Below are 22613 nucleotides of genomic sequence, written 5' to 3' on the forward strand. Positions count from 1 at the left end.
TAAATCAAGGAGTTTAATATGCAATTGAAAGACTTAAATGTTTCCTTAGTTGTTGGTGCTGCATTGATGTCAAGCACAGTATCGATGGCGTCCCAGTTCAAGAAACCGGCTGTAAATTCAATTTACGATCTCAGATGTGAAAATGATAGTTTGAACACAGCCACAGCGCGGGTTCGACTACTATGGGCAAAGAACTCAAAAATTATCCCTTTGAGAACGTTTAATAAGTGGTACTACACGGTCGTGATCGACGAGGATACCCTAGAGTCAAAGGTTACTCTCGATCCCCTCCCTTACTATCCAACATTTGGAAAGTGGGATGCAGCAGCAAAAAAAGTTGTGGGCGGCTACTGGAAGCCAGAGGCACATGGTATGCCTGATGTAGTCCCAGCACCAAATACTTGGATAGGTTCATGTCGTGCTAGTTGTTATACACCATACCAACAAATACTAACCGACAACGGATACATGGAAATTCAAGATGCCTTAGATTCTCTTTATCCTACTATTGCTACTGTAAAACTAGGTTCAACTTTAGAATCTGTTGATCTTGAATTCTCGGATATAGGGAAATATGTTATATCGGGTGATGACTCGTTACACGATATTGTGACATTAGTAACTGAAGACGGCGGCGAGATCGAAGTGACTGACAATCATCCTTTAGTTGATGGTAAGGGATATATTCGTGAAGCTAAAACCTTTGACATTGGTGATCAATTAGTAACTGAAGATGGATTAAAAGTCAGCATTACAGCGATTGATTCTAAAGAGTTTTATGGCCAGGTGTATAACTACGAACCGAAACAGGAATCACTTCTTGGAAACATAGTAGTGGCACAGGGTTTCTTAAATGGATCGGCCCGCTATCAATCTTCTTACAAGAGTTATCTTGATCGAGAATTAGTAAGAACACAAATTGACCCCAATCTTCTGCCGTAGTATTCGAACTCCCACCCTTAGTTGGGTGGGTACTCATTTAAGGGATGAAAAATATGTTAAAAGGCTTGTGTACCTCCCTCTTTTTAATTGCCATTTCTTTCGCTAGCGCTTATGGCAAAAACCTGTCGGGGCCAGCATCTGTACAGATTGGAAAATTGCAGAGCGCGTGCCAACAGTCTGGTGCAACTTATGACCGTGCCTTGCAAGAGTGTAACTGCTCCGATAACGGAATTTTCGATGCGGAACAAAAAAAGTGTCTGAGTTTTTCTGCTACCTTTGATAACCCCCTCGCAGCTTGTACTGAAGGGACGAGCTTTATTGATACATTCTTCGAGTCAGGAATCGATGGAGTTAGTGCATGCCTCGATAATTTTCTATACATAGCATCAAATCCTAGTGATGTTTTTAGTGGGACCTATTTTTCCATTTATCCAGAGATCAGTGACGATGAAGCATATAAACTCACAAATTGGGCTAACTCTCGTTTCGGTAAGAGCTATAGAGGCTTTAATGCTAAGCTATGGAGTTCAGAGTACGATAGCGAGCTCGTGCTCCGAGTAGGAAGAGTGCCCGAGCGTTGGAATAGTAATCCTTCAAATATTTTATCCCGAGTATTAAACCCTTTGACTGTAGGCCCGGACCCAGTGTCTGGATTTGGTGGTACGTCATATATCGAGTATTATGAACCTGAAGTAGGGCAGATCGACAAGGTATTGGGAAGTGAAAAGTATAGCAGTCAAGAGCTATCGACGCTTTTCACGAAGCCTAGTCAAATAAGTCCCGCTTTGGCGGCATTGCGTGACTTCACCATCGAGCAGTACTCGAATCCATCCACAAGCATAGATAGTGCGTTATTTATCAATGGAAAGGGAGTTTTAGGTGGCTTCCAGGGATTTTCAAAGCCAGTCTATCGGGGTAACTATATATTTATCGAAGAAAAAATATACAGCCGTGGCTCTGTAAAGCGAAGAACCCATTGGGTGCTAGACCGAAAAGGGAGAACCTTAGGGGGAGCCTATTTAGCGCCAAGTCGATTGCCAAATATCTACTTCAGTTTGAATTGGAAAGGCGAGAACGAGCTTCGTTTGAGCGTTCGTGCCTACGATCGTACATTCAAGGATTTAGTAAGTCATACATTCACCGCTAAGCAAGCTTGGGAAATGCGTGATAAGAGTCAATCCTTTTTAGATCTCGACTCAATAGATACTGGCTCAGGACTTCTATTATGTGAGCTAGCGGACCCCTTTTCCTTTCAGTACTCTGACTTGATAGTGGGAGGGCCTTATCGAATAGATAATTATAATGGTTCGCATTTGTCAGGTTCATTGTATGGTTGGTCACGAAATACCGAGGGAGATTGGTCGAATGCGTTTGGTGGTTATGCTCCTAGCAATGATGTCCCCATTGATTTTCATCGGCCATACGATCATGCCAGCAAAGTTGCTAGCCTTATCGTGGAAGAAAATCCGAATGTGAAATTTTTGATTGGTGGTGAATGCTTCCATGATGACCATAGCCAGTTAAGTTCTATGATAGAGTTAGGAATATTTTCTGGCCCAGCTCAAGACCTCAGAGTCAAGGTTATCAATGCCTCTTATGGAACCTATACTGGTAAGCAAGCTTGCGCATTAAATACAGGGCCACTTGCTAGTAAGATTGGTAAAGTTTTATTCGTTACGGCTGCTGGAAACTTTCAGATGGAGAACCCTGGTAACTGCCCTCAATCAGCTCCACACCCCAATAAGATTGTTGTAGCTGCAGCAAACGGTGCAGATGGTGACAACCCAAGACTAACCAACTATACGGCTTATGGGAAAGACTATGCTGATATAGCTGCTAAAGGAACTCACGATCCCACTAGCTCTAAAGGAACGTCCTTTGCGTCACCGCGGGTTGCTGGCATTGCATCCAGAATCGCTCAGGATTTCCCTAAATTAAGCTCCGCGGATATTAGGCTAGCAATACTAGCTTCTGCACATATTCCCCATGACAAAAACTTTTGGGGAGATTTGAAGAGTTGGAAACCCCTCGACGTTCGAACGGGAGGAGTTCTCCGAAGTGATGGTGCGTACAGATTCGCTGAGTGCCTATTTGAGAATAAAGAAGATGTAGAAGGCGCGTTCGACAAAGCTCAAATACTAACTTGCATAGAGAGAAGTGATGCAGGAAACTCAACGTATGCACGTAAAAAGTATAACTTCCTTAAGAATAGGCTACACCTAAACTAATCGAAGTAAATTCTGAATTTTTTAGTTGAGAGTGAGTAGTGAAGAGATTTCTACTTATCTCTCTGAATTATAAACTTGATTGTATCGAAAACGAGTTCTTGGAATCTTTCATGAAAAATAGACATCTACTCACTGCTGTTGTAGCACTTTCATTTCTAGTTCTAGCAGTATTCCAATACATTAAACAAGACAATAGTGACACACTTCAGCCGGCGGAAGCTACAGCTAGCCCCGCGGTGAATTCTACCAATTCAGAACTGGATCTACAAAGTTCGAAGTCTCTACCTATTGAGAAAAAGACACTAAAAGGGGAATCTGAGGAATCAGAAGTTCACTCGATTGATCCGAAAGTTGACCTAAGCCCTGAGGAAGAGGCATACCTCCTAGCATACCACCCTAGAGTTTTGGAAGTGAAGATATTCAAAAAGGATCCGTTTATCAAAAAGTTCAAGGATCTTTCTGAAAAGAAGGTGCTACTGAGAACAGGTGAGCAAGCAGAGCTGAAAAGCTTACTAACTGATCGTAGTGCATGGAAGCGTTACTTGAAAGAATTCGAAAAAAATCTTCCAATAGACGATAGCTATAAGGAACCAGAGCAGCACCGTATGATGATGATCGACTACTTTGAAAAGGCAGTTGGAGAGGTTGAAGGTAGTGCTCGAAAGCAACTTTTGAGTGATTTAGTTGATCTATTGTTCTATGACAATATTGTTAGCTCGCAACCTACTCACATCAAACAGTCGCTAGCGGGCGAGAAAGTTGAAATTTTACATTTGATTGCTAGATCTTCTCCAGTTGGTGTAGAAATGATTCGCTCTCATATGGCGAGAGGTAGTTATCAAAATGTGAAGCTTATTAGACATTATTTAGAGCAATTATAGTGGTCTATCAAGGAGAGTGGGATGAGATTATTCCAGTGGGCGATGCTTATCGGGTTGGGTGCTATAACAGCGCATTGCGATAAAAAAGACTCGAATTCTGAACAAGTTGAAGATTGTATTATTGACTGTGGGATTAAGCTCGATCCTATTTCAAAGTGTATGAGTGAAGATGGCTGCTCAAAACCGAGGGCTGCTTGTGAAGATGACTCTGACGCGTGTCATCCAGAACTGTCGCGATTTTACGGACCATCCCTAGTAGATATCGGATTACTACAAAGCGTCTGTCAGCAATCTGGTGCAACTTATGACCGTGCCTTGCAAGAGTGTAACTGCTCCAATAACGGAATCTTCGATGCAGAGCAAAAAAAGTGTCTGAGCTTTTCTGCTACCTTTGATAACCCCCTCGCAGCTTGTACTGAAGGAACGAGTTTTATTGATACCTTCTCTGAGTCCGGAATCGATGGAGTTAGTGCATGCCTCGATAACTTTCTATACATAGCATCAAATCCTAGTGATGTTTTTAGTGGGACCTATTTTTCCATTTATCCAGAGATCAGTGACGATGAAGCATATAAACTCACAAATTGGGCTAACTCTCGTTTCGGTAAGGGCTATAGAGGCTTTAATGCTAAGCTATGGAGTTCAGAGTACGATAGCGAGCTCGTGCTCCGAGTAGGAAGAGTGCCCGAGCGTTGGAATAGTAATCCTTCAAATATTTTATCCCGAGTATTAAACCCTTTGACTGTAGGCCCGGACCCAGTGTCTGGATTTGGTGGTACGTCATATATCGAGTATTATGAACCTGAAGTAGGGCAGATCGACAAGGTATTGGGAAGTGAAAAGTATAGCAGTCAAGAGCTATCGACGCTTTTCACGAAGCCTAGTCAAATAAGTCCCGCTTTGGCGGCATTGCGTGACTTCACCATCGAGCAGTACTCGAATCCATCCACAAGCATAGATAGTGCGTTATTTATCAATGGAAAGGGAGTTTTAGGTGGCTTCCAGGGATTTTCAAAGCCAGTCTATCGGGGTAACTATATATTTATCGAAGAAAAAATATACAGCCGTGGCTCTGTAAAGCGAAGAACCCATTGGGTGCTAGACCGAAAAGGGAGAACCTTAGGGGGAGCCTATTTAGCGCCAAGTCGATTGCCAAATATCTACTTCAGTTTGAATTGGAAAGGCGAGAACGAGCTTCGTTTGAGCGTTCGTGCCTACGATCGTACATTCAAGGATTTAGTAAGTCATACATTCACCGCTAAGCAAGCTTGGGAAATGCGTGATAAGAGTCAATCCTTTTTAGATCTCGACTCAATAGATACTGGCTCAGGACTTCTATTATGTGAGCTAGCGGACCCCTTTTCCTTTCAGTACTCTGACTTGATAGTGGGAGGGCCTTATCGAATAGATAATTATAATGGTTCGCATTTGTCAGGTTCATTGTATGGTTGGTCACGAAATACCGAGGGAGATTGGTCGAATGCGTTTGGTGGTTATGCTCCTAGCAATGATGTCCCCATTGATTTTCATCGGCCATACGATCATGCCAGCAAAGTTGCTAGCCTTATCGTGGAAGAAAATCCGAATGTGAAATTTTTGATTGGTGGTGAATGCTTCCATGATGACCATAGCCAGTTAAGTTCTATGATAGAGTTAGGAATATTTTCTGGCCCAGCTCAAGACCTCAGAGTCAAGGTTATCAATGCCTCTTATGGAACCTATACTGGTAAGCAAGCTTGCGCATTAAATACAGGGCCACTTGCTAGTAAGATTGGTAAAGTTTTATTCGTTACGGCTGCTGGAAACTTTCAGATGGAGAACCCTGGTAACTGCCCTCAATCAGCTCCACACCCCAATAAGATTGTTGTAGCTGCAGCAAACGGTGCAGATGGTGACAACCCAAGACTAACCAACTATACGGCTTATGGGAAAGACTATGCTGATATAGCTGCTAAAGGAACTCACGATCCCACTAGCTCTAAAGGAACGTCCTTTGCGTCACCGCGGGTTGCTGGCATTGCATCCAGAATCGCTCAGGATTTCCCTAAATTAAGCTCCGCGGATATTAGGCTAGCAATACTAGCTTCTGCACATATTCCCCATGAAAGAGATCAAGCAGGAGGTTTAGTCTGGCGACCTTTGGATGTTCGAACAGGTGGAGTTCTCCGAAGTGATGGTGCTTACAGATTCGCAGAGTGTTTGTCCACCTATAACGATGATATGAGTAGTGGTGCCTTTAGTAAGAATCAAGCACTAGCTTGTATAATGGCTGGTGATGCCAAGGCCCAGACATTTGCAGAAGAAAAATATGAGTTTCTTAAAGCAAGGTTGGATTTTCATTAGCGAAATGCGGACAACTTCCATAAGAACCTCCGATATTTTGGAGGTTCTTACTTGTTACTGAAGGCCATACTTCGAAACTCTAGAATCAAACGTAGAGCGATTCATCTTAAGAATTTGGCAGGCTACAGTTTTAGATCTATATGATTCAAGCGCTTTCATCAAAATCTGCTTTTCAAGCTCTTCAAGGCTTTCTTTCATGGGGCGTTGCCAAGCCTGCCTAGAAGCTCGCAGAGCATCTTGACCCGGCGCTAGCATCGTTTTGTATTCGGGGAGTTTATCTGCTTCCAGAGGATCTTCGTTCAGGGTACACATGGTAGAAAACGACTTGAGTACATTAAATAGCTGCCGAATATTACCTTGCCAGTAGTAGCTCTTGCAGCGACTAATAATTCGGTCTATTTCGGGCTCCGAAACCTTGATATTCTCGCGGGCAAAGAAAAGCTTTATCAATGGATCAAAGTCATCAGGGCGATCCCGTAAGGGAAGCAGATGAATGTCGACACCTGTGAGGCGAGATCTTAAGTCCATGAGAAATTCGCCGTCGATAACGGCATCATCAAGATCTTTGCTCGATGCAGTAATCACTTGAAAAGACGAATGCAAGGTTTTGGTATCTCCGAGTCGTTGATAGGTGCCATCGTTTAAGACTCGTAGCAGCCTTGATTGACACTCTTCATTTAGCCTATGAATCTCATCAAGAAATAGAATGCCACCATCAGCCTCGCCAATCATGCCATTAGTGGTTTTCTCAGCGCCAGTAAAGGCACCTTTTCGATGGCCGAATAATATTGAAGCTGCCATATTGCTATTGAGATTAGCGCAGTTCACAGCCATGAACGGTAGGCTGCCTTCACCTTCTGTTCGCCTTTTATGAATAAGCTTTGCTACCTCTTCCTTACCTGTTCCAGTTTCCCCATAGATCACGCAAGGAATCGTTCGCGACTTAGCGACTCCTCTAACATAGCGTCTGACTTCGTCACTGATGACAAGGCCATCCTCGCAGATGTGATCATAGTCGGCGTCCGGTTTCAAGCTGTTGCTTCGTTTGAGGCGTTTGAGATACTGGTTGCTTTTCGCGGCGTCGATTGCAATCTGTAGCTCTTGAAGCTCAATGACTGGCTTTTTTAGCCAATGATCCGCTCCTAGCTCGTGGGCACGGCGATACGTTGAGATCTTGGGATCTGCAGACATCGCGATGACGATGACCTCAGGGTGGTTTTCCTTGGCATACTGAATGATCTCAAAGCCTTCAAAGCTAGAGAGAGTGGAATCCTGTGTTAGATGGATATCAGTCAACAGCACATCTATGGTTTCAGAATCGAGTAAGAGCTTGGCATCTTCAAGAGTCGATGAGAGGTAATATTGGAATGTTCATTCAACTAAACTTTGGAACCATTGAAGCTGTTCTTTGGCATCTTCTACTATAAGAATTCGTTTCATCACTACCTTACCCTAAACTTACTAAGTGCTCTTTTAGTTTTTGAGTTTCTTGTTGAATCTTAGAGCCAATCAATTCGATTTTTTCAATGAACTCGCTATCCGTTATCTTGTCCTGCTTGCTACGCGCAATCATGATCTGATATTCGATGATCAAATTTGCAAGATGGTGACGATAGGCTGATATGCACTTGTCTCGGCTCATGCCCGCACCTCATCAGCTTTGAGCAGCGCCGCCGCAATTTGATCAGAGTCTAAAAGAGGTTTCGAAACAAAGTGATCCATCGACTCAATTCTCGGAACCGAATCATCGGTGGACATCGCAACAACTGACATATCAGGATTTATCTCTTTGGCAAAGTCCATCACTTTAAGCCCATCTGATGGGTCGTCGTAGGATTTTGTGAGGTGGACGTCTGACAGCAGGTAGTCATATTTCCTAGACTTCAAGAGCGAGATGGCATCTTCGAAGGATTCTACACTGTCACAATTCATCAAACTACACCCCTCTTCGTAATACATCTCTCGCTGAATAACTTCATCTTCGACAATTAAAAGGCTTTTCTGACGAAGTGTCTCCTTGAACTTGGCTAGTCCCATGGTCTGTGTTTCCTGTTGCTCTTGGACACCTAGCTCATGGTGTCTCAGTTTCGTAACTGCTTGTTTTGGGTTCTTGGGGAGAAGTGCTTTGAAAAGAATTTTCTCGCTGTCCTCCACCGAGTCTTTGTTGGTGCTCAGGTATAAGGACACCTGAACTCCTAAACTATCTAAACGATTAGCAACATCTGTACCTGTAAAGGAATCGTTGAGATAATAGTCAGTTACAACTGCTTGAACGTCGTCGAAAAAGCCTTGCTTCCCAGATTTCACCAAGAAGTCATCAAAAGTCATGAAGACTTCTAAATCTTCTCCTTCAGAAAAATTTAGCTTCCAAGACTGCACTATTACTACGCTGTCTTCAACCAAGACAATCTTTCCAGAAAATCGGTCGGCTTGATTCTGCTCTTCGCTAAGAGCAGCACTGGAAGCTAGTATCTTGAGTAAGTGAAGCCTGGTCATAGGCTTTGGTAAGAATAGATCAGCACCGGCTTTAAGGGCTTGAGGCTGGTATTCTAGTACACCCCTGTTGGAATGGACGCATATCTTGGCATTGCTTGCCATTTGCCGGATTACCGATACGGCTTCAAAGCCGTCCATTTTGCCTTTGCCGAGATCGACGTCGACAATGACGACATCGAAGGTTTCGCTTACTTGGTCCACCAGGCAATCTTCCGCACTGGAGTACTCTTTGATCCGTAGCTTGCTATGAAGGGCACTATTGGACTCTAGGTGGAACTGAAGATGGCTTCTGTATAAGGCTTCGTCATCTATTATTGCAATGTGCAGCGGGGAATCAAGCTTTTCCGTAAGAGCCCGGTCTAGAGCCTTCTCCTGCTCACTAGTCTTGGCCTCCTCAAGAGGATGGCTATCAGATTCCTCTAGATCGATTTGGATGGAACCCTTTTCGAAGTAGGCATGGCTAGAGCTTAATAGCTTTGTATCAGATTGATCGATCTGCTCGGAGAGGGGTAAGGTAAAGAAAAACTCTGTTCCTTTAGCTTGTGATGATTTGCACCAAATCTTGCCGCCATGGGCTTCAATGACTTTTTTGGCAATGGCCAGACCGAGGCCTGTACCGCCTTTTTTGTCTTTAGTGAAGAATGCGTCAAACAGCTGGTCGATATCTTCAGGGGGTATGTAAGTATTTGAGTTGCCGATGCAAACTTCGAGCATCTCTTGCTTTTCTTCTGAGTGGAACCATAACTGTCCTTGACCATTCATGTGCTCTATCGCGTTGCCAATGATATTTGAGAAGACGCGAGACACTTTTTGACGGTTGATCTCAACTTTCTTAGTGTGATTAAACTTGGAGGAGACTTTAATATTTGCCTGCCTATTGAATCTAAAGATGCCAAGAAGAACCTCGTTAGTGATTTCTTGAATGGATTCTGATTCGGTTAGCAATGAAGTATCGGTTTTACCAACCTCCATCACATCTTGAATCATCCCGTTGACGTTTGAAAGAGAGGAAGAGATATCGGGGATGCTTTGTTCCAGAATTTTAGTTATTTGCTCGCTGTTTTTGGCTTGAGTAACCATCTCAACGAGGGCTGACACTAGAGTGAATGGTTTTCTTACGTCATGGGCTAGCATCTGAGTCGTTTGGGCAATAGCTAACTGACGTTTATACTCTTGATCATCTTTGAGCCGAGTAATAGTTTGTTGAGCGATGATTCGATTTCGGTGGAAGAGATAGAAACTTGTTACCGCGAGCACCAAGGATAAGCGCAGAATCCAAAGAGCAACATAAAAGCTCCTACCATTTCTGCTGATAAATTTAACTTCCCAACTAGATGAATCGTTGGCAACTTTAACTATATTCTGTTGGAGTCCGTCTAGGAGAAGAAAAGGCTTAGTATTGCAATGGCCTTTGTATCTTAGATCAAGGAACTTAGTTTTGATAGGCTGTCTTCTCGTTATTTCAATGCAGTCTATGAAGTTTAGAGTGTGGAGGTCATACAAACGACTAGAAATTTCACGCATTCTATGTGATAACGTCTCTTCTTCCAAGAGTGCTTCGATCATTCTTGACTTCTCTATCGCAGCATTTTTCTGCAGGAAGAAAAAGAGAGCTTGAACTAGTAGCATTGAAAGACAAATTGAAGCAAAAAGAGTCAGAACATGAGACTTCATACGATTCGCCTTTACGATACGATAATTTGATGAGTAGTAGATTTTCGATTGAATTTTGCTGTTCTACTTTTTTCTGACTTTTCTTAGATTTTACAGCTTGATAACAATAGCTTTCAGTACACAAAGCGGTGGACAGGGCCTTGATTCCAAGGAATAAAATCATCACATAGAGCACGGTGACAGAAAACTCTATTGTTGTGCTCATACACAGTTTCATCGAATATTAGTTTTGGTGTAGTCCAATTGCCTTGCCGACGGACGCCTGGGATTTGCTTAAAGGCAATATCAGCGTTATTAGCAAAAAAAATAATTCGCTCATTAATGATGTGTGTACGACGCAGTAAAGGATTTTGTTCGGTGAACCTTACGCACCTCCAAGCCTCTTCGATTGAGTGGTCTACTACGTTCTCGCCATAACCCAGATTTGATCCAGCATATACTCCACCATTCTTTAGTCCCAAAGCCACAATCCACTCAGCCTCACCTCCGGAAAAAAGGCTGCTTTTTATTACCTTTCTATAAAATTTAAGCTCATCAAATTCACTAGTAAAAAATATAGCTGTCTTAGACTTTACCGAGATGTCCACTGGTTCAACGAATTTCTGTTTATCAATCCATTGACTCCACGCCCATCGTTCAACTGCCTCAGATATAGAACGGGACCTAGTTTTTTCTCGGTCATAACCAACAGCAAGGCCACATGTTGTTGGATATTCATCAAACAGAAATCTTTTTGGGTTTTCAGATGAAAGCCTATAGAAAATCGAGCGTTCGATTGCTTCAGCGAGTGCAATTGAGCGAGCCAAGGACCTGCTACTCCCTGTTCCATTGCCAACGACGCCACCTCTACAGATGCAGCTAGAGTGCCAGCCTATATTTTCTTTTTCGTTGAGGATAGGTGACTCCTCGACTCGAATTAGATCTGGAATAATTTCTGCAATTAGTTGATTGCTTATCACTTTAACACCAAATCTTTGAAGTAGATATGATCATTGAGCACATTGTACTTCTCAAGATCGATATTTTTAGTAAAAAAGAAGAGGTGATTAGAGTAGACCATTGGAACAACCGTGGCGTCTTCGTCGACATATTCCTTAAGCTTTTCAAGGTAACGAGCATCTACAAATTCATCGTTGTACTTCTTTCCACGCGCTTTGATTAATTCGCATACTTTTCCGGAAGGGTCAGGGAATCCCACTCCCATCTTGCTACACCACATCATATGTGCAACCCAGTTCTGGGCAGTGCCTCCGGTTTCAACAAAAGTAACCCTAATATCGTAGTACTTTCCTCTTTTTGCTCGATCAGACCAATCTGGTAAGTGATAGTCGTCTACCAGCTTGTACTTCAATCCCAGGTTTTCGAAGGTTCTAACAATAGAGTGTCTCAAAAACTCTCTCCATTCACTACCCTTAGAAGAAGGATAAAGCCAAATGACCTCTTTCTCTTTAAGTCGGCTGGGAATGCTTGGTACCTTTGGGGGGCGAGGTAGACTTGATATGGGGTTTGCCGCGTGAAACACTTGATCAGTTCTATCGAAAAGTGAACCTTTGACATATAATTTTGCCATATTTATTCTTAGATAGTCTCGAAAGGCGTGCCGAACAGATTTTATTTGGAATACGTTATCACGAGCAATTGTAATATTTATAGCTGATAACATAGATGGGAAACTCTCGATCATGACTAGATCAGAAGGTCTCTTGTCTTCCTTTACCTTTTGTGAAATTATTGCTTTATATTTCGCCTTACTAGCTATTGCATCCGACAGCTTCGAGTATTTGACTTTTACCCTATCTGCGCTCCCCACTTTACGGCTGAACCAGTCTTTTCGCGCTTTGAGAGTGACAACATTTCCTTTGAACGCCTCGATTCGGTAAGCATCAGATGATACAGCTTTTTGTGGATCTAACCAGTTTCCGTTCGTATCAAAGTTCTTAGGACAATAGTACCCGAAGTATGGCATAGCCAAATATGGAAAAAATCCGATAGGTTTTTCAACAAAATTGAAAGTAACCACATCTTCTGAAGCTATGACACCTTCTAAGTCATGAGGCTTATTTCGAAAGTTCTTTAGTCCTGGCCAGCCCTGGAGTTTGTTGAAAACTACTAGCTGATCCTTTTTCTGAGCATATATTTTTGCTACTGAGTTAAGACCTTTCACATAACCTCGTGCCGTAATAGGTGTACCATCTTCACACTTGAGGTTTTCCCTGATCTTGAATTTCCACTGTCTTCCGTCTTCGGAAATTTTCCAAGATTCTGCGATGTAAGGAGTTAGTTTGCTTGTCATGTCGACTCTTGCTAAAGTTCCGATGACCTGAACCAACACTGTTTGATTCGTTGAAACATCAGAAAGAGCTGGATCAAAGCTGATCTGCAACCCTTTGCCATCACTGGCGCGGGTATTAAAAAATGTCAGCTCACTTTCGGGTTCTGTCTTAGCTGAAATAGAAGACATCACAAAGAATCCAAGGGTGGCAATAAAGATCAATCTCATGGCAAACCTATCAACTAAAAAAAACTAATTTCAAACGAGCTTCTGTCTGTTAATCAGGAGGTGTTCCTTCAGCATTTCCAGTTGAAGCGACGACATTCAAATTCTTAATCACACATAGGGGGTTAAGAGACTGTAATAAAGTGGAGCAGTCGCCCTCAATACCATCAGATGGGTCTATATAGAATCTTTTGCTATCAACTTTTGATAAATCATTGTTTGCCAAAATTTCACTTCGGCTGACAATTCTTTCCTGGGCCGAAGCGTGCTCCTGAGCAAAAGCTGCACTTAATCCAACACATCCAATTGCAATAATGTCTCTACGCATATTAATCCGAGCTCCATAAAGTAAAACCATCATGATCACCTTCTTTAACCATAGTGATTTTTCTTCCGCAAGATTAAAAAATACTCTTATTGCTTTAACCTTTCCTCGTTATTTACTTTTATGAGACAAGATTCAGGCCATTTTCGAAATGCTCGTCTAAGTATCTAGAAACGGGTTGAATTCGGTTTTGACTTTTGATGAAATTCAGGAAGGTCTTCCTGTTTTTTATTAAGCCAATGTAGCGCTACTCTTATTCTGTTCTGAAGAAAGCTTCTAAAGTAGTTCGAAACTTTTGACTCTAAGTAACGCGAACCCTGCTTTGTGAAGGTGTTGGCTTGCACTCTTAGAAGTATGGGAAGGCTCGTGAGCTAATCGTTTCTCAATTAACCCCAATCTCCCCACCATCAATCTTTCCCACACCGCGAAACGTTCGATAGTCCTCCAAACGCTCCTTAAGCTGCTCATTCTCAGTTTCAAGCCGAGCAACGGTAATTCTTAAATCGTTTATCTCTTCATCCTTGCTAGGCAAATCCTTAAGCTTGGCAGTAAGATCACCATTTTGAGTTTTCAGCGTTTCGTTCTCAGCTTTCTTCTCGTCAAGTTGCCCTTTGATGGATTGGTAAGCCGTAGCCATGCCTTCGGCGGCTTGCAGTTTCTGCTCTGCCTCTTTTTCCTTTTCCAACGATTCCCTTGCAGCAGCCAGCGCTTTAGCTTTCTCTTCTTCTAGAGATTCGATACGCTCGCCAAAATGAGACCTAAGATTCTGCAGCTCAAGTTCCGAATTGGCCTTGCTTCCACTAAAGATCTCAAGGATTCTATTCATTGCTGACTGGACCTGAGTAAACTCATCGCTAACTTGAGCGACTCCGCCGGCGGTGGTAGCCTCAAAGTGGTTCATGAGTTCCTCTAGAAACTCTCCAGCCTTTTTATCACCAGCAAGGCCACTACGCTATGTGCCAGGGGAGTATGAGACAAATCTGCCGATAGATTAGTATAATGTTTGCGCGGTAGTGAAAGGTCTCAAAATGACAAAGAATCAAGAAAATCTTACCAAAAGTAGAGACACACATCAGGTGGAGGATAAGCCGAAAAGAAGGCAGTTCAGCCCCGAGTACAAAAAGAAGATCCTTACAGAACTGGAACAAACTCATGGGAAAAGAGGTGCTGTAGGGGAGATCCTCCGTCGAGAGGGTCTTTATGCAACCCATCCTGCGTCGTTTCATTATTCTTCGATTGTTATATGAAAGCTCGTTTCAGAGAGGGAATTAAATTGGGGTGGCTAGTAATTCAACACCAAGGGCGTATCAGCCCTACGAAGTACTATTTGATGGTATCCTGCTCATTATCGACATTTGCATGAGCCCTTGCAAAGTTCATAACATGCGCTTGTCTGCCAAAGCATCGATCAAATTTTAATGCGATTGCGAGGCTATACTCAACATTTACAGTCCTAGGACATCTCTGATAGTGGTCCTTGAGTTCCCTTTTGATTTTGACAGGCAGCAAAACCTATCCAACTCTATGAGGGGCGCAATTGAATGCTCATGATTGGTTTTACCTTTATTTGCTATAATTTTTTTCAAACTTGGTAGAACTAAACACAGCACAATTCTTTACAGTCTATTGTTCGGTGTCCCGTAGGTGGCAATCAGATATTCTACTATATTCTAAAAAACCAATGCCACCACATGAAACTATATGCTTATCTATAAGATCACTACTGTAGTCAGAAGTAGCGGCGTAATATGAAAGGCCGCCAAACTTTTCAATTATTGCTTCTGTGTAGATATCAGTTCCATTATAGATGCAATCCTTTTGTTCGTTATCAATTTTGAGTTTTTGAATTTCCTTATAGATACAGCTTTTCCATTCATCTGGGCTTGGTAAGGGCATTAAGCTAAATATTGCATCCATCAATAGTCTGTGAGCATTGAATTCATTTGTGCTAGTTTTTCGTGATATCCTTTCGGTGATTTCTGAACTGTTATTTTCTAAAAGCATAGATAATACCTCGTCTGTAAGGTCAGTATCTCCATCAAAGGACTCATCGAGTTTTCCTTTTATTGCTGCAATAGCATCTTCCTTAGTTTTAAAGGGGCTAGGCTTCACATTAACTCCCGCCAATTGCTCTGGCTCAACAGCTACTGTTTCTTCGATTGACTGTATTTGCTTGATAATTTTTGGCGATTCGGAAGAAATCTGTGGGTTACCATCTACATTTGTAGTGGGCCTGTCTTCCCTTGGTTTTTTCATATGTTCATGGGCTAAGAGTAAGAACCCTACGAAGCTTAATGCCAATAAAAAGAGTCTTTTCAAAGCGCTTTCTCCTGAGTTGACATGGAGGTGATCTTCAATCACCTCGCACATTAGAAGTCTGATGTCGGTCACTTACAAGGTCTTACCCAAGGTTTAGATTCACAAACGGTTGAAGACCCAACTGTTGAGCACGTCGTCACTGTGGTAGTGCAAAAACGTATTTCAGGGTCTGGACCGACTCCGCCTCCAGTTCCACCTCCGCCCCCACCAGGGCGATCACCACCTCCAGAGCCACCTCCAGAGCCGTTGCTGTACTGCTTAAGTTTAGACTTCATCTTCTTTTGAGATTCCAGTCGATCCTTTGCCTCTCTAAGGCAACTATATTTTCCTTCCAAGCATGTATCATATAGGCTTTCATTGACCATCCATTCCCACCAGCTCAGGAGCTCCGTAAATTTCCCACCTCTACTCTCACATCTATCAAAGTATCCAAGACATCTCTCTAAATCCCTCAAATACCAAAGAGGATACTCATCCATCAATTTTGCGATTTTTGTTACATCTTTTATAGAAGGTATAAGTACAATTTGGTCCTTTATGAATAAATCCTTCTGGTTGCCAACTTCTGTATAGGATTTCAATCTAGATAGAATGACGGGATTAATACCTCCTGGTAAAGTATCAAATAAATTCTCTTTGGAAGTGGCTTTGATAAAGAACTTGCCATTATCTAGATATAGGCAGGTAGCATCTATAAGTCCCTCATCATCTTTCTTTGTTGATAGACAAAGCGCGACTTCTTCAGCCTTCTTCGCCATTTTCATACTACCAAAAGCGTCATCGGAGGAGCCTAACGACTCTACTTTGGAGGACATATCAAAGAAAGTCATTTTAAATTCTCTATCCTCAGGCTTTGAGGACGAGCAACCCTTGGGAGCAAAAGTAACTCTGTAAGAAACTTTGTGGTCTCGCGAGTAAATGGAATCACTTGTAATTGTCTTCCATTTACCTGGATTCCGCAGAGTAAAAGTCTGGTCATGGATCACCTCAGCAAGTCGGCTGTAGACCGACCCTTGATAGACTTTCACATTTACAAGATATGCTTTGCATTTAGCAGAGAAGTCAACCTCTGCTCTAAAGTAAAACGACTGATTTTTCAAATAGCTTACAAGATTGTTAGAAATGGTCCCGTAGTTTCCCCATACATCGTCTCTGCGGGTTGGAAAACTAGCTATGTAGTTGTCTTTAAATCTAGCTCCAAAGTACGATTTTTTCGTTGAGCTTTTGAAACTCTTTGAAGAGGATTCCCACTTTGAATTCTTAGTTTCATCAACGTATTTATCTTTAATACCTAAAGCAAATGCATTCGTAGCAAAAAGAAGAAGAAGAAGTTTTATTAGCATTACTGAATCGCTCCAAACTGAATAAAGTGTTTTCATCTAGGAAGTGGTTCTCTGTCACCAAAACATCTCTCGGGAAGCCAATTCTTGCGATGTCGTTCCACTACTTTTCCCTCAGCATCGCATGTGTAGTGAATAGTGGTCTCGCCTTCGTAGCATTTATCACCAATTTCAGTAGACCACCTATCCAAATATACGCGTTCTTTTCCCAAATGTCTGCCACAGGAGACCGGATAACATTCACCGTCTCTTTCCGAATATCCTTTTGAGCAACCCTTTCTCTCGACACATTCATCCTTCTGTGTATCGTATTCACATCCTTTTGTTGATCTACACTCAGCAGGCATAAATATGTCAAAGCAATCGTTGCTAAAGGCGATTTGGGGCGCCAATGAATTCAATAGAACCAGTCCAAAAATAGAATTGAGAGCTTTCAAACCTTAATCCTCCAATTTAATGTAAAAGTTTCCTCTATTTAGCATTTCGGTAACTCTTGTATAAATTTACAAACGGCACACCTAAACATTTCATGCATTTGCATGAACACGGTATATCGAACTACTCCACAACAATTTCGACTTGTTAGTATAAGCCGTCCGATGAGCAAGTTTTTTAATTGCGACCTCCTGAATTGAGTGATTGCTCACGATGAGCTATTCACGATGCCTCCAGTTACGATATTCTCGATTGCTATTACAAGCGGATTAATAAGAGATTGCCCTAAACGGTTTCAGGTGAGCACTTTTGAGGATGAATTGTTACTCATGATGACTTATTTTGATTGAGAGTTGTAGTATATACCAGCAGCTAGGCGATCCCCCATTATCGCGACCAATAGACCTTGCAAAAATTATCCACGATGAGTACTAAAGACTGATCCTGTGATTTTAACGCCCCTCAGTAGCGTTAATTTGACCTCTTTCAATGGTTTGTTTTAGAAGAGGACTAAGACAAAAAGTCTATGTAGATGCTCTTTCTTTTCATTTTTATTAGAATTTTGATCGGACGAGTTGGTTATGCAAAAGCTATTTTCAGATTTTTCTTCGAGTTTTGATAAGATGAGGGTTTAGAACTATGGACTTGGGCCCAATCATCGATAGTATCGAAAGATATCTCGATGGTCATAGTAGCAGAAATATGCGAACCTTAGCGAGACGCAGTGGAGTGAGTTACGCGACTATTCGTCGCCTCATGCAGAGAGAAACGACTTCCCCAAGCGTGGAAACTACAATTCTACCAATACTCAGCGTCTTTATGGACAATAAAGAGATCTACAGCATTTTAAGGAAGTGTAGGTTAGAGTTTTCCAGCTTCATTCAGCCATTCGTAAGCTATGATACTCAAAGTTCATTTCGGTATACCCCAGTCGACCAGCAAATCTTAGCTTTGGCATCAAGGTCCGAAGGCTACACCCTAGACCATCTTAGCAATGACATAGGCCAGAAAGGGTTAGAAAGAGTTGAAGTTCTGTATGAAGCAAATCTATTGGAGCGACACGACGATAGGGTGTATGCCAGAAATGTTCTGCTTAGCGACCCTGAGGATATCAAAGACAATATCGTGAACGGTGTTCATAACTTTGATCCAAGCCATATTGATAAAGGGTCGTACTATCACCATTTTCATGGTGCGATTCCTAAAAAATACTTTGCTTTGCTAAAGCAAAAGCAGCAAGAATACGTTGAACTTCTAAACGAAGCTTTAGAAGTTGGTCAGGAAGACAAGTCTATCGAGCAAATAGGTGTTTCTGTTTCAGTTGTGGGTGATTTTTTCGAAGGCAAGGAGAACTAGACATGTTTCACAGAATTGTACTTGGTCTACTACTGGTTTCAACTGCTGGTTACTCTGCCAACACGGTTGGAGGCGGTGGCTTTAGTCGCCATGTTGAAAGCCGAATTCATGTCCCTGAAGATGATTATCTTCGTACGAAACTACGCCTATCTATACCAGGTCAAGAAACAGTTGATTTACCGTTAAAAGATGAATCTGGCCAGCTTACTGACAAGTTACTTAGAGTTAAAAAACTCAACAGCGATATCATGACGGTCGATGAAACGATTTTGATTCTAGAAAAGAAATAGACGCCAAGAGTATATAAAGCCTGTCCGATTGGGGCAGGCTTTCTCAATTAACCCCAATCTCCCCATCATCAACCTTACCTACACCGCGAAACGTTCGATAATCCTCCAATCGCTCCTTAAGCTGTTCATTCTCAGTTTCAAGCCGAGCAACGGTAATTCTTAAATCGTTTATCTCTTCATCCTTGCTAGGCAAATCCTTAAGCTTGGCAGTAAGATCACCATTTTGAGTTTTCAGCGTTTCGTTCTCAGCTTTCTTCTCGTCAAGTTGCTCTTTGATGGATTGGTAAGCCGTAGCCATGCCTTCGGCGGCTTGCAGTTTCTGCTCTGCCTCTTTTTCCTTTTCCAACGATTCCCGTGCAGCAGCTAGTGCTTTAGCTTTCTCTTCTTCTAGAGATTCGATACGCTCGCCAAAATGAGACCTAAGATTCTGCAGTTCAAGTTCCGAATTAGCCTTGCTTCCACTGAAGATCTCAAGGATTCTATTCATTGCTGACTGGACCTGAGTAAACTCATCGCTAACTTGAGCGACTCCGCCGGCGGTGGTAGCCTCGAAGTGGTTCATGAGTTCCTCTAGAAACTCACCAGCCTTTTTATCACCAGCAAGGCCATTAAAGCGTGCTTGGCTATTCTCATTTGCGGGCCTGATTGACATTGGTTTGCTCACGGTCGCTCCTAGTTTGTAAACATGTAATCTAAGTAAAATCAATACGTTTACATGGTAAACATTTGTAAACATATTTGAGGGTGCAACAGACCCAACCAGAAAGCAAGCTCTCAGAGAAAGATCTGTTCGCACCCTTGGCTATGCTACATCGGCCATTTCAAACGACTCCAAGACCTTCCTAAATGACTCGATCGCAGCAAGGCTAAGATCAAAGCCTTCGCTAACTGAAAGGTCTCTTAGCTCCGCTGGCACCAACATCACACCCTGATAGGCGTCTGACACCTTGGACCGAAAGTCCTGATCATCAAAGAGTTTCAAGAGATCGGTCAATTGCAAACCATCCCCCGATACTTCTTTCCCGATCAGTACTCCTAGAGCGGTGATAAACCCCAAGATATCCTTCGTTTCATTGATTCCCTGTTTCATACACTCTCCTTAGATTCAAAAATATTCCGTTCAAACTCAGCCTGGACCCCAGACTCAAGTTCGAATCGCTCGATAATTCTTTGGCAGTAGTGAGGCTCTAGGTCGACCCCATAGCCGATCCTTCCCGTTTCCTGACAAGCTGAAAAAATGACTCCAGATCCTGCAAATGGATCGTAAACGATTTCCTTCGGGCCAGTGTGAAACACGATCGGCTTTGTATAGAGTTCCAGAGGCTTCTGTGTAGGATGAATCCGATCTTTAGGCTCAACTCCCTTCACCTGCCAAACCGTTGTCTGCTTGCGATCACCTTTCCAGTTTGCGGTATAGCCAACTCTAACGCCGTACAAACAGCTCTCGTGCTTCCAATGATATGCTGACCTTGAAAGAGTAGCCCTGTTCTTAAGCCAAACAATCGTCTGTCTTGGCTCAAACATCCCATCACGGAGGGCAGCTATCGAAACATCTGGGGCCGTAGAGGGGTACCACACATAGGCAATCTGAGCCCGACTGTGCGCGAATGATGCCGACCAGTTGGTTCTGTGGTCGTTTCGAATTCTAATGTCTTCAAGTTCTTCATGGTCTTTGAGTTTACTCGATGCCTGCTTTCTATCTCTGACTTGGTATTTCACACCGTATGGGGGATCGGTGACCATAAGTCTTGGCTCTACATCACCCAGGAATCTATCGACCATCACTTTCGCTGAGCTATCGCCACACATCAGCCGATGGTCTCCTAGTTTCCAAACATCCCCAAATTTTACTTTCTTCACTTTTCTCCTTAGATACACCGCTGTAAATCGCCCAGAGCCCGAAAGGGCTCCAAGGCCTAAAGTTTGAGACAACCTAAGCAGGCTCTAGCTCATCATTAAAAATGGATGACTGAACATCGCCGGTCCTTTTTGTTCGAATTTGAACTTACCCACGAGTTCTCCAAGATCGTCCATCATGTCGATATACTTTTCCTGATACCGCTCTCGATCGGAGAGGTTTTCGAGAAAAGCCTTAAAGTGACCTAAGGCCGTCTTCAATCTTTTCGACTGGAGTCTGGAGTGGTTTTCCAGTTCGTTCATCTCTTCGATCGTTTTGGCACCTGTTACCCAAGTCGTTTCCGTCTTCCCGTCTGGCGTGACATCAACTTGGTAGTAGCCAAACTTGTGCCTGTTCTTTCGCCGAGATTTAGGGAGCGCGAAGTTTAGCTCGTTGATGATTCGGCCTCGCCGGTCAAATTCTTCCATGAACTTCTCTTGAAACTCAGAAGCCAACTTCCCGGTGAATCCCAACGCCAGTACGGCAAACCCATTCCGTGTAAGCTCATACATTGGGTTGGATTTACCTGTCTCATCGAGGTATTCACTAAACGCAAAATTGCGTTCAGTAAATGATTTCGTATAGTTGCGAGACTTTTTTCTAATTGCTCGAATAACATCACAATGATTTTTTCCAAACACCTCCGCAACTTTGAGGGAGGTTGTAATTGGCTCTTCATCACGAACATAAACCAAATCATTGCTTAGATTGATAACCTTAGACACTTCTTTTCTCCTAGTGGTCATGTCTACATTAAGTTCTTCTCGAACTGTTTCTGAAACTCACTTCTAAATTCTCTTTCAGCAGCCTCCTTCATTCTGACTTGTGGTTTTTCTTTTCTGATCACGGACGCTATGGGAGCAACTGTGTTTCTGAGCATGAGCCATTTGCGAGTGGTTTCGACAGATCTAAAGACGCTCAGCCTTCGGTTACTTCCTCGCTGGACAAACTTCTTCTTCGAAATGAACTGACGTTTACTGAGAGTAACGACTACCCGCTGCTTTCGTTCAGCCCGAGGAATCCCCTTTTGTTTGATAGGTGTCCTAGGCGACGTCATGAACCTGATCGTCGACATCCTCTTCTTATTTGCAAATAGCTTCGAAGATATGCCTTGCTGAATGCCTGAGATATCGCGGACCGGGCTTTTCGAAATAACTGATTTTATGCTTGGTTTTGCATAGGGGTTTGTCGGTCCCGCCCCTCGGTAGCTAGTTCTAGGGAGCCCATATCTTTCTTCTGCTATATCAGCACTGATGGCTCTTGCTGAACCAAGGGCTTTATTCTGGCTGGTCTTAACTGCATTGAGGTAGAGTCTTTCTCCTCCTGGTATTAGTAGCCGTGGGAGCATCATTGAATTGAGCTTGATATGAAGTTCCATAAGGATTTTCTCTTGATCTGGGATAGTAGTTCTAGCTCTGTCTCCATCAATGGCTTGAGGGATCACGTTTTCAGTCTAATATATACGTCAGTATTGACTGGCATGGTGTGCAATCGATTGCAAGCATGTGATGGGGCGCTTTATCAAGAAAGGCTGCATGTTAGAGGGTTTCGAAGGAGTCTCTTGCAGAAGTAAAATCTACTACGATATCA

The 22613-nt window shown here is 42.8% G+C and carries 20 protein-coding genes and 1 pseudogene; 6 read left to right on the top strand and 15 right to left on the bottom strand.

Annotated features, from left to right (window positions below):
- The first annotated feature begins 18 nt into the window (after nucleotides 1-18).
- From B9N89_RS14890 to B9N89_RS14905, 4 genes are all read left to right on the top strand, one after another.
- Nucleotides 19-942, top strand: coding sequence for a Hint domain-containing protein (locus B9N89_RS14890; RefSeq protein ID WP_132320961.1), 924 nt, complete (start codon nucleotides 19-21; stop codon nucleotides 940-942).
- A gap of 44 nt (nucleotides 943-986) precedes the next feature.
- Nucleotides 987-3170: a S8 family serine peptidase gene (locus B9N89_RS14895; protein ID WP_143478190.1), complete on the top strand. Its 2184-nt coding sequence runs from the start codon at nucleotides 987-989 to the stop codon at nucleotides 3168-3170.
- 110 nt (nucleotides 3171-3280) lie between these two features.
- Nucleotides 3281-4051 (top strand): hypothetical protein, encoded by a 771-nt coding sequence (locus B9N89_RS14900; RefSeq protein WP_132326502.1) that lies wholly within the window; start codon nucleotides 3281-3283, stop codon nucleotides 4049-4051.
- A gap of 21 nt (nucleotides 4052-4072) precedes the next feature.
- On the top strand, nucleotides 4073-6394 hold the full coding sequence (locus B9N89_RS14905) for a S8 family serine peptidase (protein WP_143478191.1): 2322 nt from the start codon (nucleotides 4073-4075) through the stop codon (nucleotides 6392-6394).
- Between the two features lie 54 nt (nucleotides 6395-6448).
- Here the strand turns inward: B9N89_RS14905 and B9N89_RS32285 are convergent, their stop codons facing one another.
- The 10 genes and pseudogenes from B9N89_RS32285 to B9N89_RS31720 all read right to left on the bottom strand — a co-directional run bounded on the left by B9N89_RS32285 (nucleotide 6449) and on the right by B9N89_RS31720 (nucleotide 17084).
- The gene (locus tag B9N89_RS32285; protein WP_459550695.1) at nucleotides 6449-6649 is read right to left on the bottom strand and encodes a helix-turn-helix domain-containing protein; all 201 of its coding nucleotides are present in this window, start codon (nucleotides 6647-6649) and stop codon (nucleotides 6449-6451) included.
- A gap of 15 nt (nucleotides 6650-6664) precedes the next feature.
- Nucleotides 6665-7726, bottom strand: a pseudogene (locus tag B9N89_RS32180) (sigma-54-dependent transcriptional regulator); the annotation flags it as partial.
- 115 nt (nucleotides 7727-7841) lie between these two features.
- The gene (locus B9N89_RS14915) at nucleotides 7842-8036 is read right to left on the bottom strand and encodes a hypothetical protein (protein WP_132325982.1); all 195 of its coding nucleotides are present in this window, start codon (nucleotides 8034-8036) and stop codon (nucleotides 7842-7844) included.
- The gene (locus tag B9N89_RS14920; RefSeq protein WP_159455388.1) at nucleotides 8033-10456 is read right to left on the bottom strand and encodes a hybrid sensor histidine kinase/response regulator; all 2424 of its coding nucleotides are present in this window, start codon (nucleotides 10454-10456) and stop codon (nucleotides 8033-8035) included. The genes B9N89_RS14915 and B9N89_RS14920 overlap by 4 nt, the downstream gene beginning before the upstream one ends.
- A 221-nt stretch (nucleotides 10457-10677) precedes the next feature.
- A complete protein-coding gene (locus B9N89_RS14925; protein WP_132325978.1) occupies nucleotides 10678-11523 on the bottom strand; it encodes a hypothetical protein in 846 nt (281 codons plus the stop codon).
- On the bottom strand, nucleotides 11520-13064 hold the full coding sequence (locus B9N89_RS14930; protein ID WP_132325976.1) for an ABC transporter substrate-binding protein: 1545 nt from the start codon (nucleotides 13062-13064) through the stop codon (nucleotides 11520-11522). The genes B9N89_RS14925 and B9N89_RS14930 overlap by 4 nt, the downstream gene beginning before the upstream one ends.
- A 49-nt stretch (nucleotides 13065-13113) precedes the next feature.
- A complete protein-coding gene (locus B9N89_RS14935; protein WP_132325974.1) occupies nucleotides 13114-13422 on the bottom strand; it encodes a hypothetical protein in 309 nt (102 codons plus the stop codon).
- Nucleotides 13423-13768: 346 nt separating this feature from the next.
- Nucleotides 13769-14287 carry a hypothetical protein gene (locus tag B9N89_RS14940; protein WP_132325972.1) on the bottom strand — a complete coding sequence of 173 codons (519 nt, stop codon included), beginning with the start codon at nucleotides 14285-14287 and terminating at the stop codon, nucleotides 13769-13771.
- A 722-nt stretch (nucleotides 14288-15009) separates the two neighbouring features.
- Nucleotides 15010-15705 (bottom strand): hypothetical protein, encoded by a 696-nt coding sequence (locus B9N89_RS14950; RefSeq protein WP_132325970.1) that lies wholly within the window; start codon nucleotides 15703-15705, stop codon nucleotides 15010-15012.
- Between the two features lie 68 nt (nucleotides 15706-15773).
- Complete coding sequence (locus tag B9N89_RS31720) at nucleotides 15774-17084, bottom strand: hypothetical protein (protein ID WP_200820725.1); 1311 nt, start codon at nucleotides 17082-17084, stop codon at nucleotides 15774-15776.
- A gap of 1035 nt (nucleotides 17085-18119) precedes the next feature.
- Here B9N89_RS31720 and B9N89_RS14960 point away from each other — a divergent pair.
- Both B9N89_RS14960 and B9N89_RS14965 read left to right on the top strand, forming a co-directional pair.
- Complete coding sequence (locus B9N89_RS14960; RefSeq protein ID WP_132325968.1) at nucleotides 18120-18836, top strand: hypothetical protein; 717 nt, start codon at nucleotides 18120-18122, stop codon at nucleotides 18834-18836.
- 2 nt (nucleotides 18837-18838) lie between these two features.
- A complete protein-coding gene (locus B9N89_RS14965; protein ID WP_132325966.1) occupies nucleotides 18839-19126 on the top strand; it encodes a hypothetical protein in 288 nt (95 codons plus the stop codon).
- Between the two features lie 43 nt (nucleotides 19127-19169).
- Here the strand turns inward: B9N89_RS14965 and B9N89_RS14970 are convergent, their stop codons facing one another.
- The 5 genes from B9N89_RS14970 to B9N89_RS14990 form a co-directional block, all read right to left on the bottom strand.
- Nucleotides 19170-19790: a hypothetical protein gene (locus B9N89_RS14970; protein WP_132325964.1), complete on the bottom strand. Its 621-nt coding sequence runs from the start codon at nucleotides 19788-19790 to the stop codon at nucleotides 19170-19172.
- Nucleotides 19791-19928: 138 nt separating this feature from the next.
- Complete coding sequence (locus B9N89_RS14975) at nucleotides 19929-20216, bottom strand: hypothetical protein (RefSeq protein ID WP_132325962.1); 288 nt, start codon at nucleotides 20214-20216, stop codon at nucleotides 19929-19931.
- Nucleotides 20213-20986 carry a DNA-methyltransferase gene (locus B9N89_RS14980; protein WP_132325960.1) on the bottom strand — a complete coding sequence of 258 codons (774 nt, stop codon included), beginning with the start codon at nucleotides 20984-20986 and terminating at the stop codon, nucleotides 20213-20215. Before B9N89_RS14980 ends, B9N89_RS14975 begins: the two co-directional genes overlap by 4 nt.
- Nucleotides 20987-21070: 84 nt before the next feature.
- Nucleotides 21071-21748 (bottom strand): Rha family transcriptional regulator, encoded by a 678-nt coding sequence (locus B9N89_RS14985; protein ID WP_159455389.1) that lies wholly within the window; start codon nucleotides 21746-21748, stop codon nucleotides 21071-21073.
- A 23-nt stretch (nucleotides 21749-21771) separates the two neighbouring features.
- Nucleotides 21772-22401 (bottom strand): hypothetical protein, encoded by a 630-nt coding sequence (locus B9N89_RS14990; protein WP_132325956.1) that lies wholly within the window; start codon nucleotides 22399-22401, stop codon nucleotides 21772-21774.
- Nucleotides 22402-22613: the final 212 nt, after the last annotated feature.

Origin of the sequence: Pseudobacteriovorax antillogorgiicola (assembly GCF_900177345.1) — a bacterium.
GTDB classification, from domain to species: Bacteria; Bdellovibrionota_B; Oligoflexia; order Oligoflexales; family Oligoflexaceae; genus Pseudobacteriovorax; species Pseudobacteriovorax antillogorgiicola.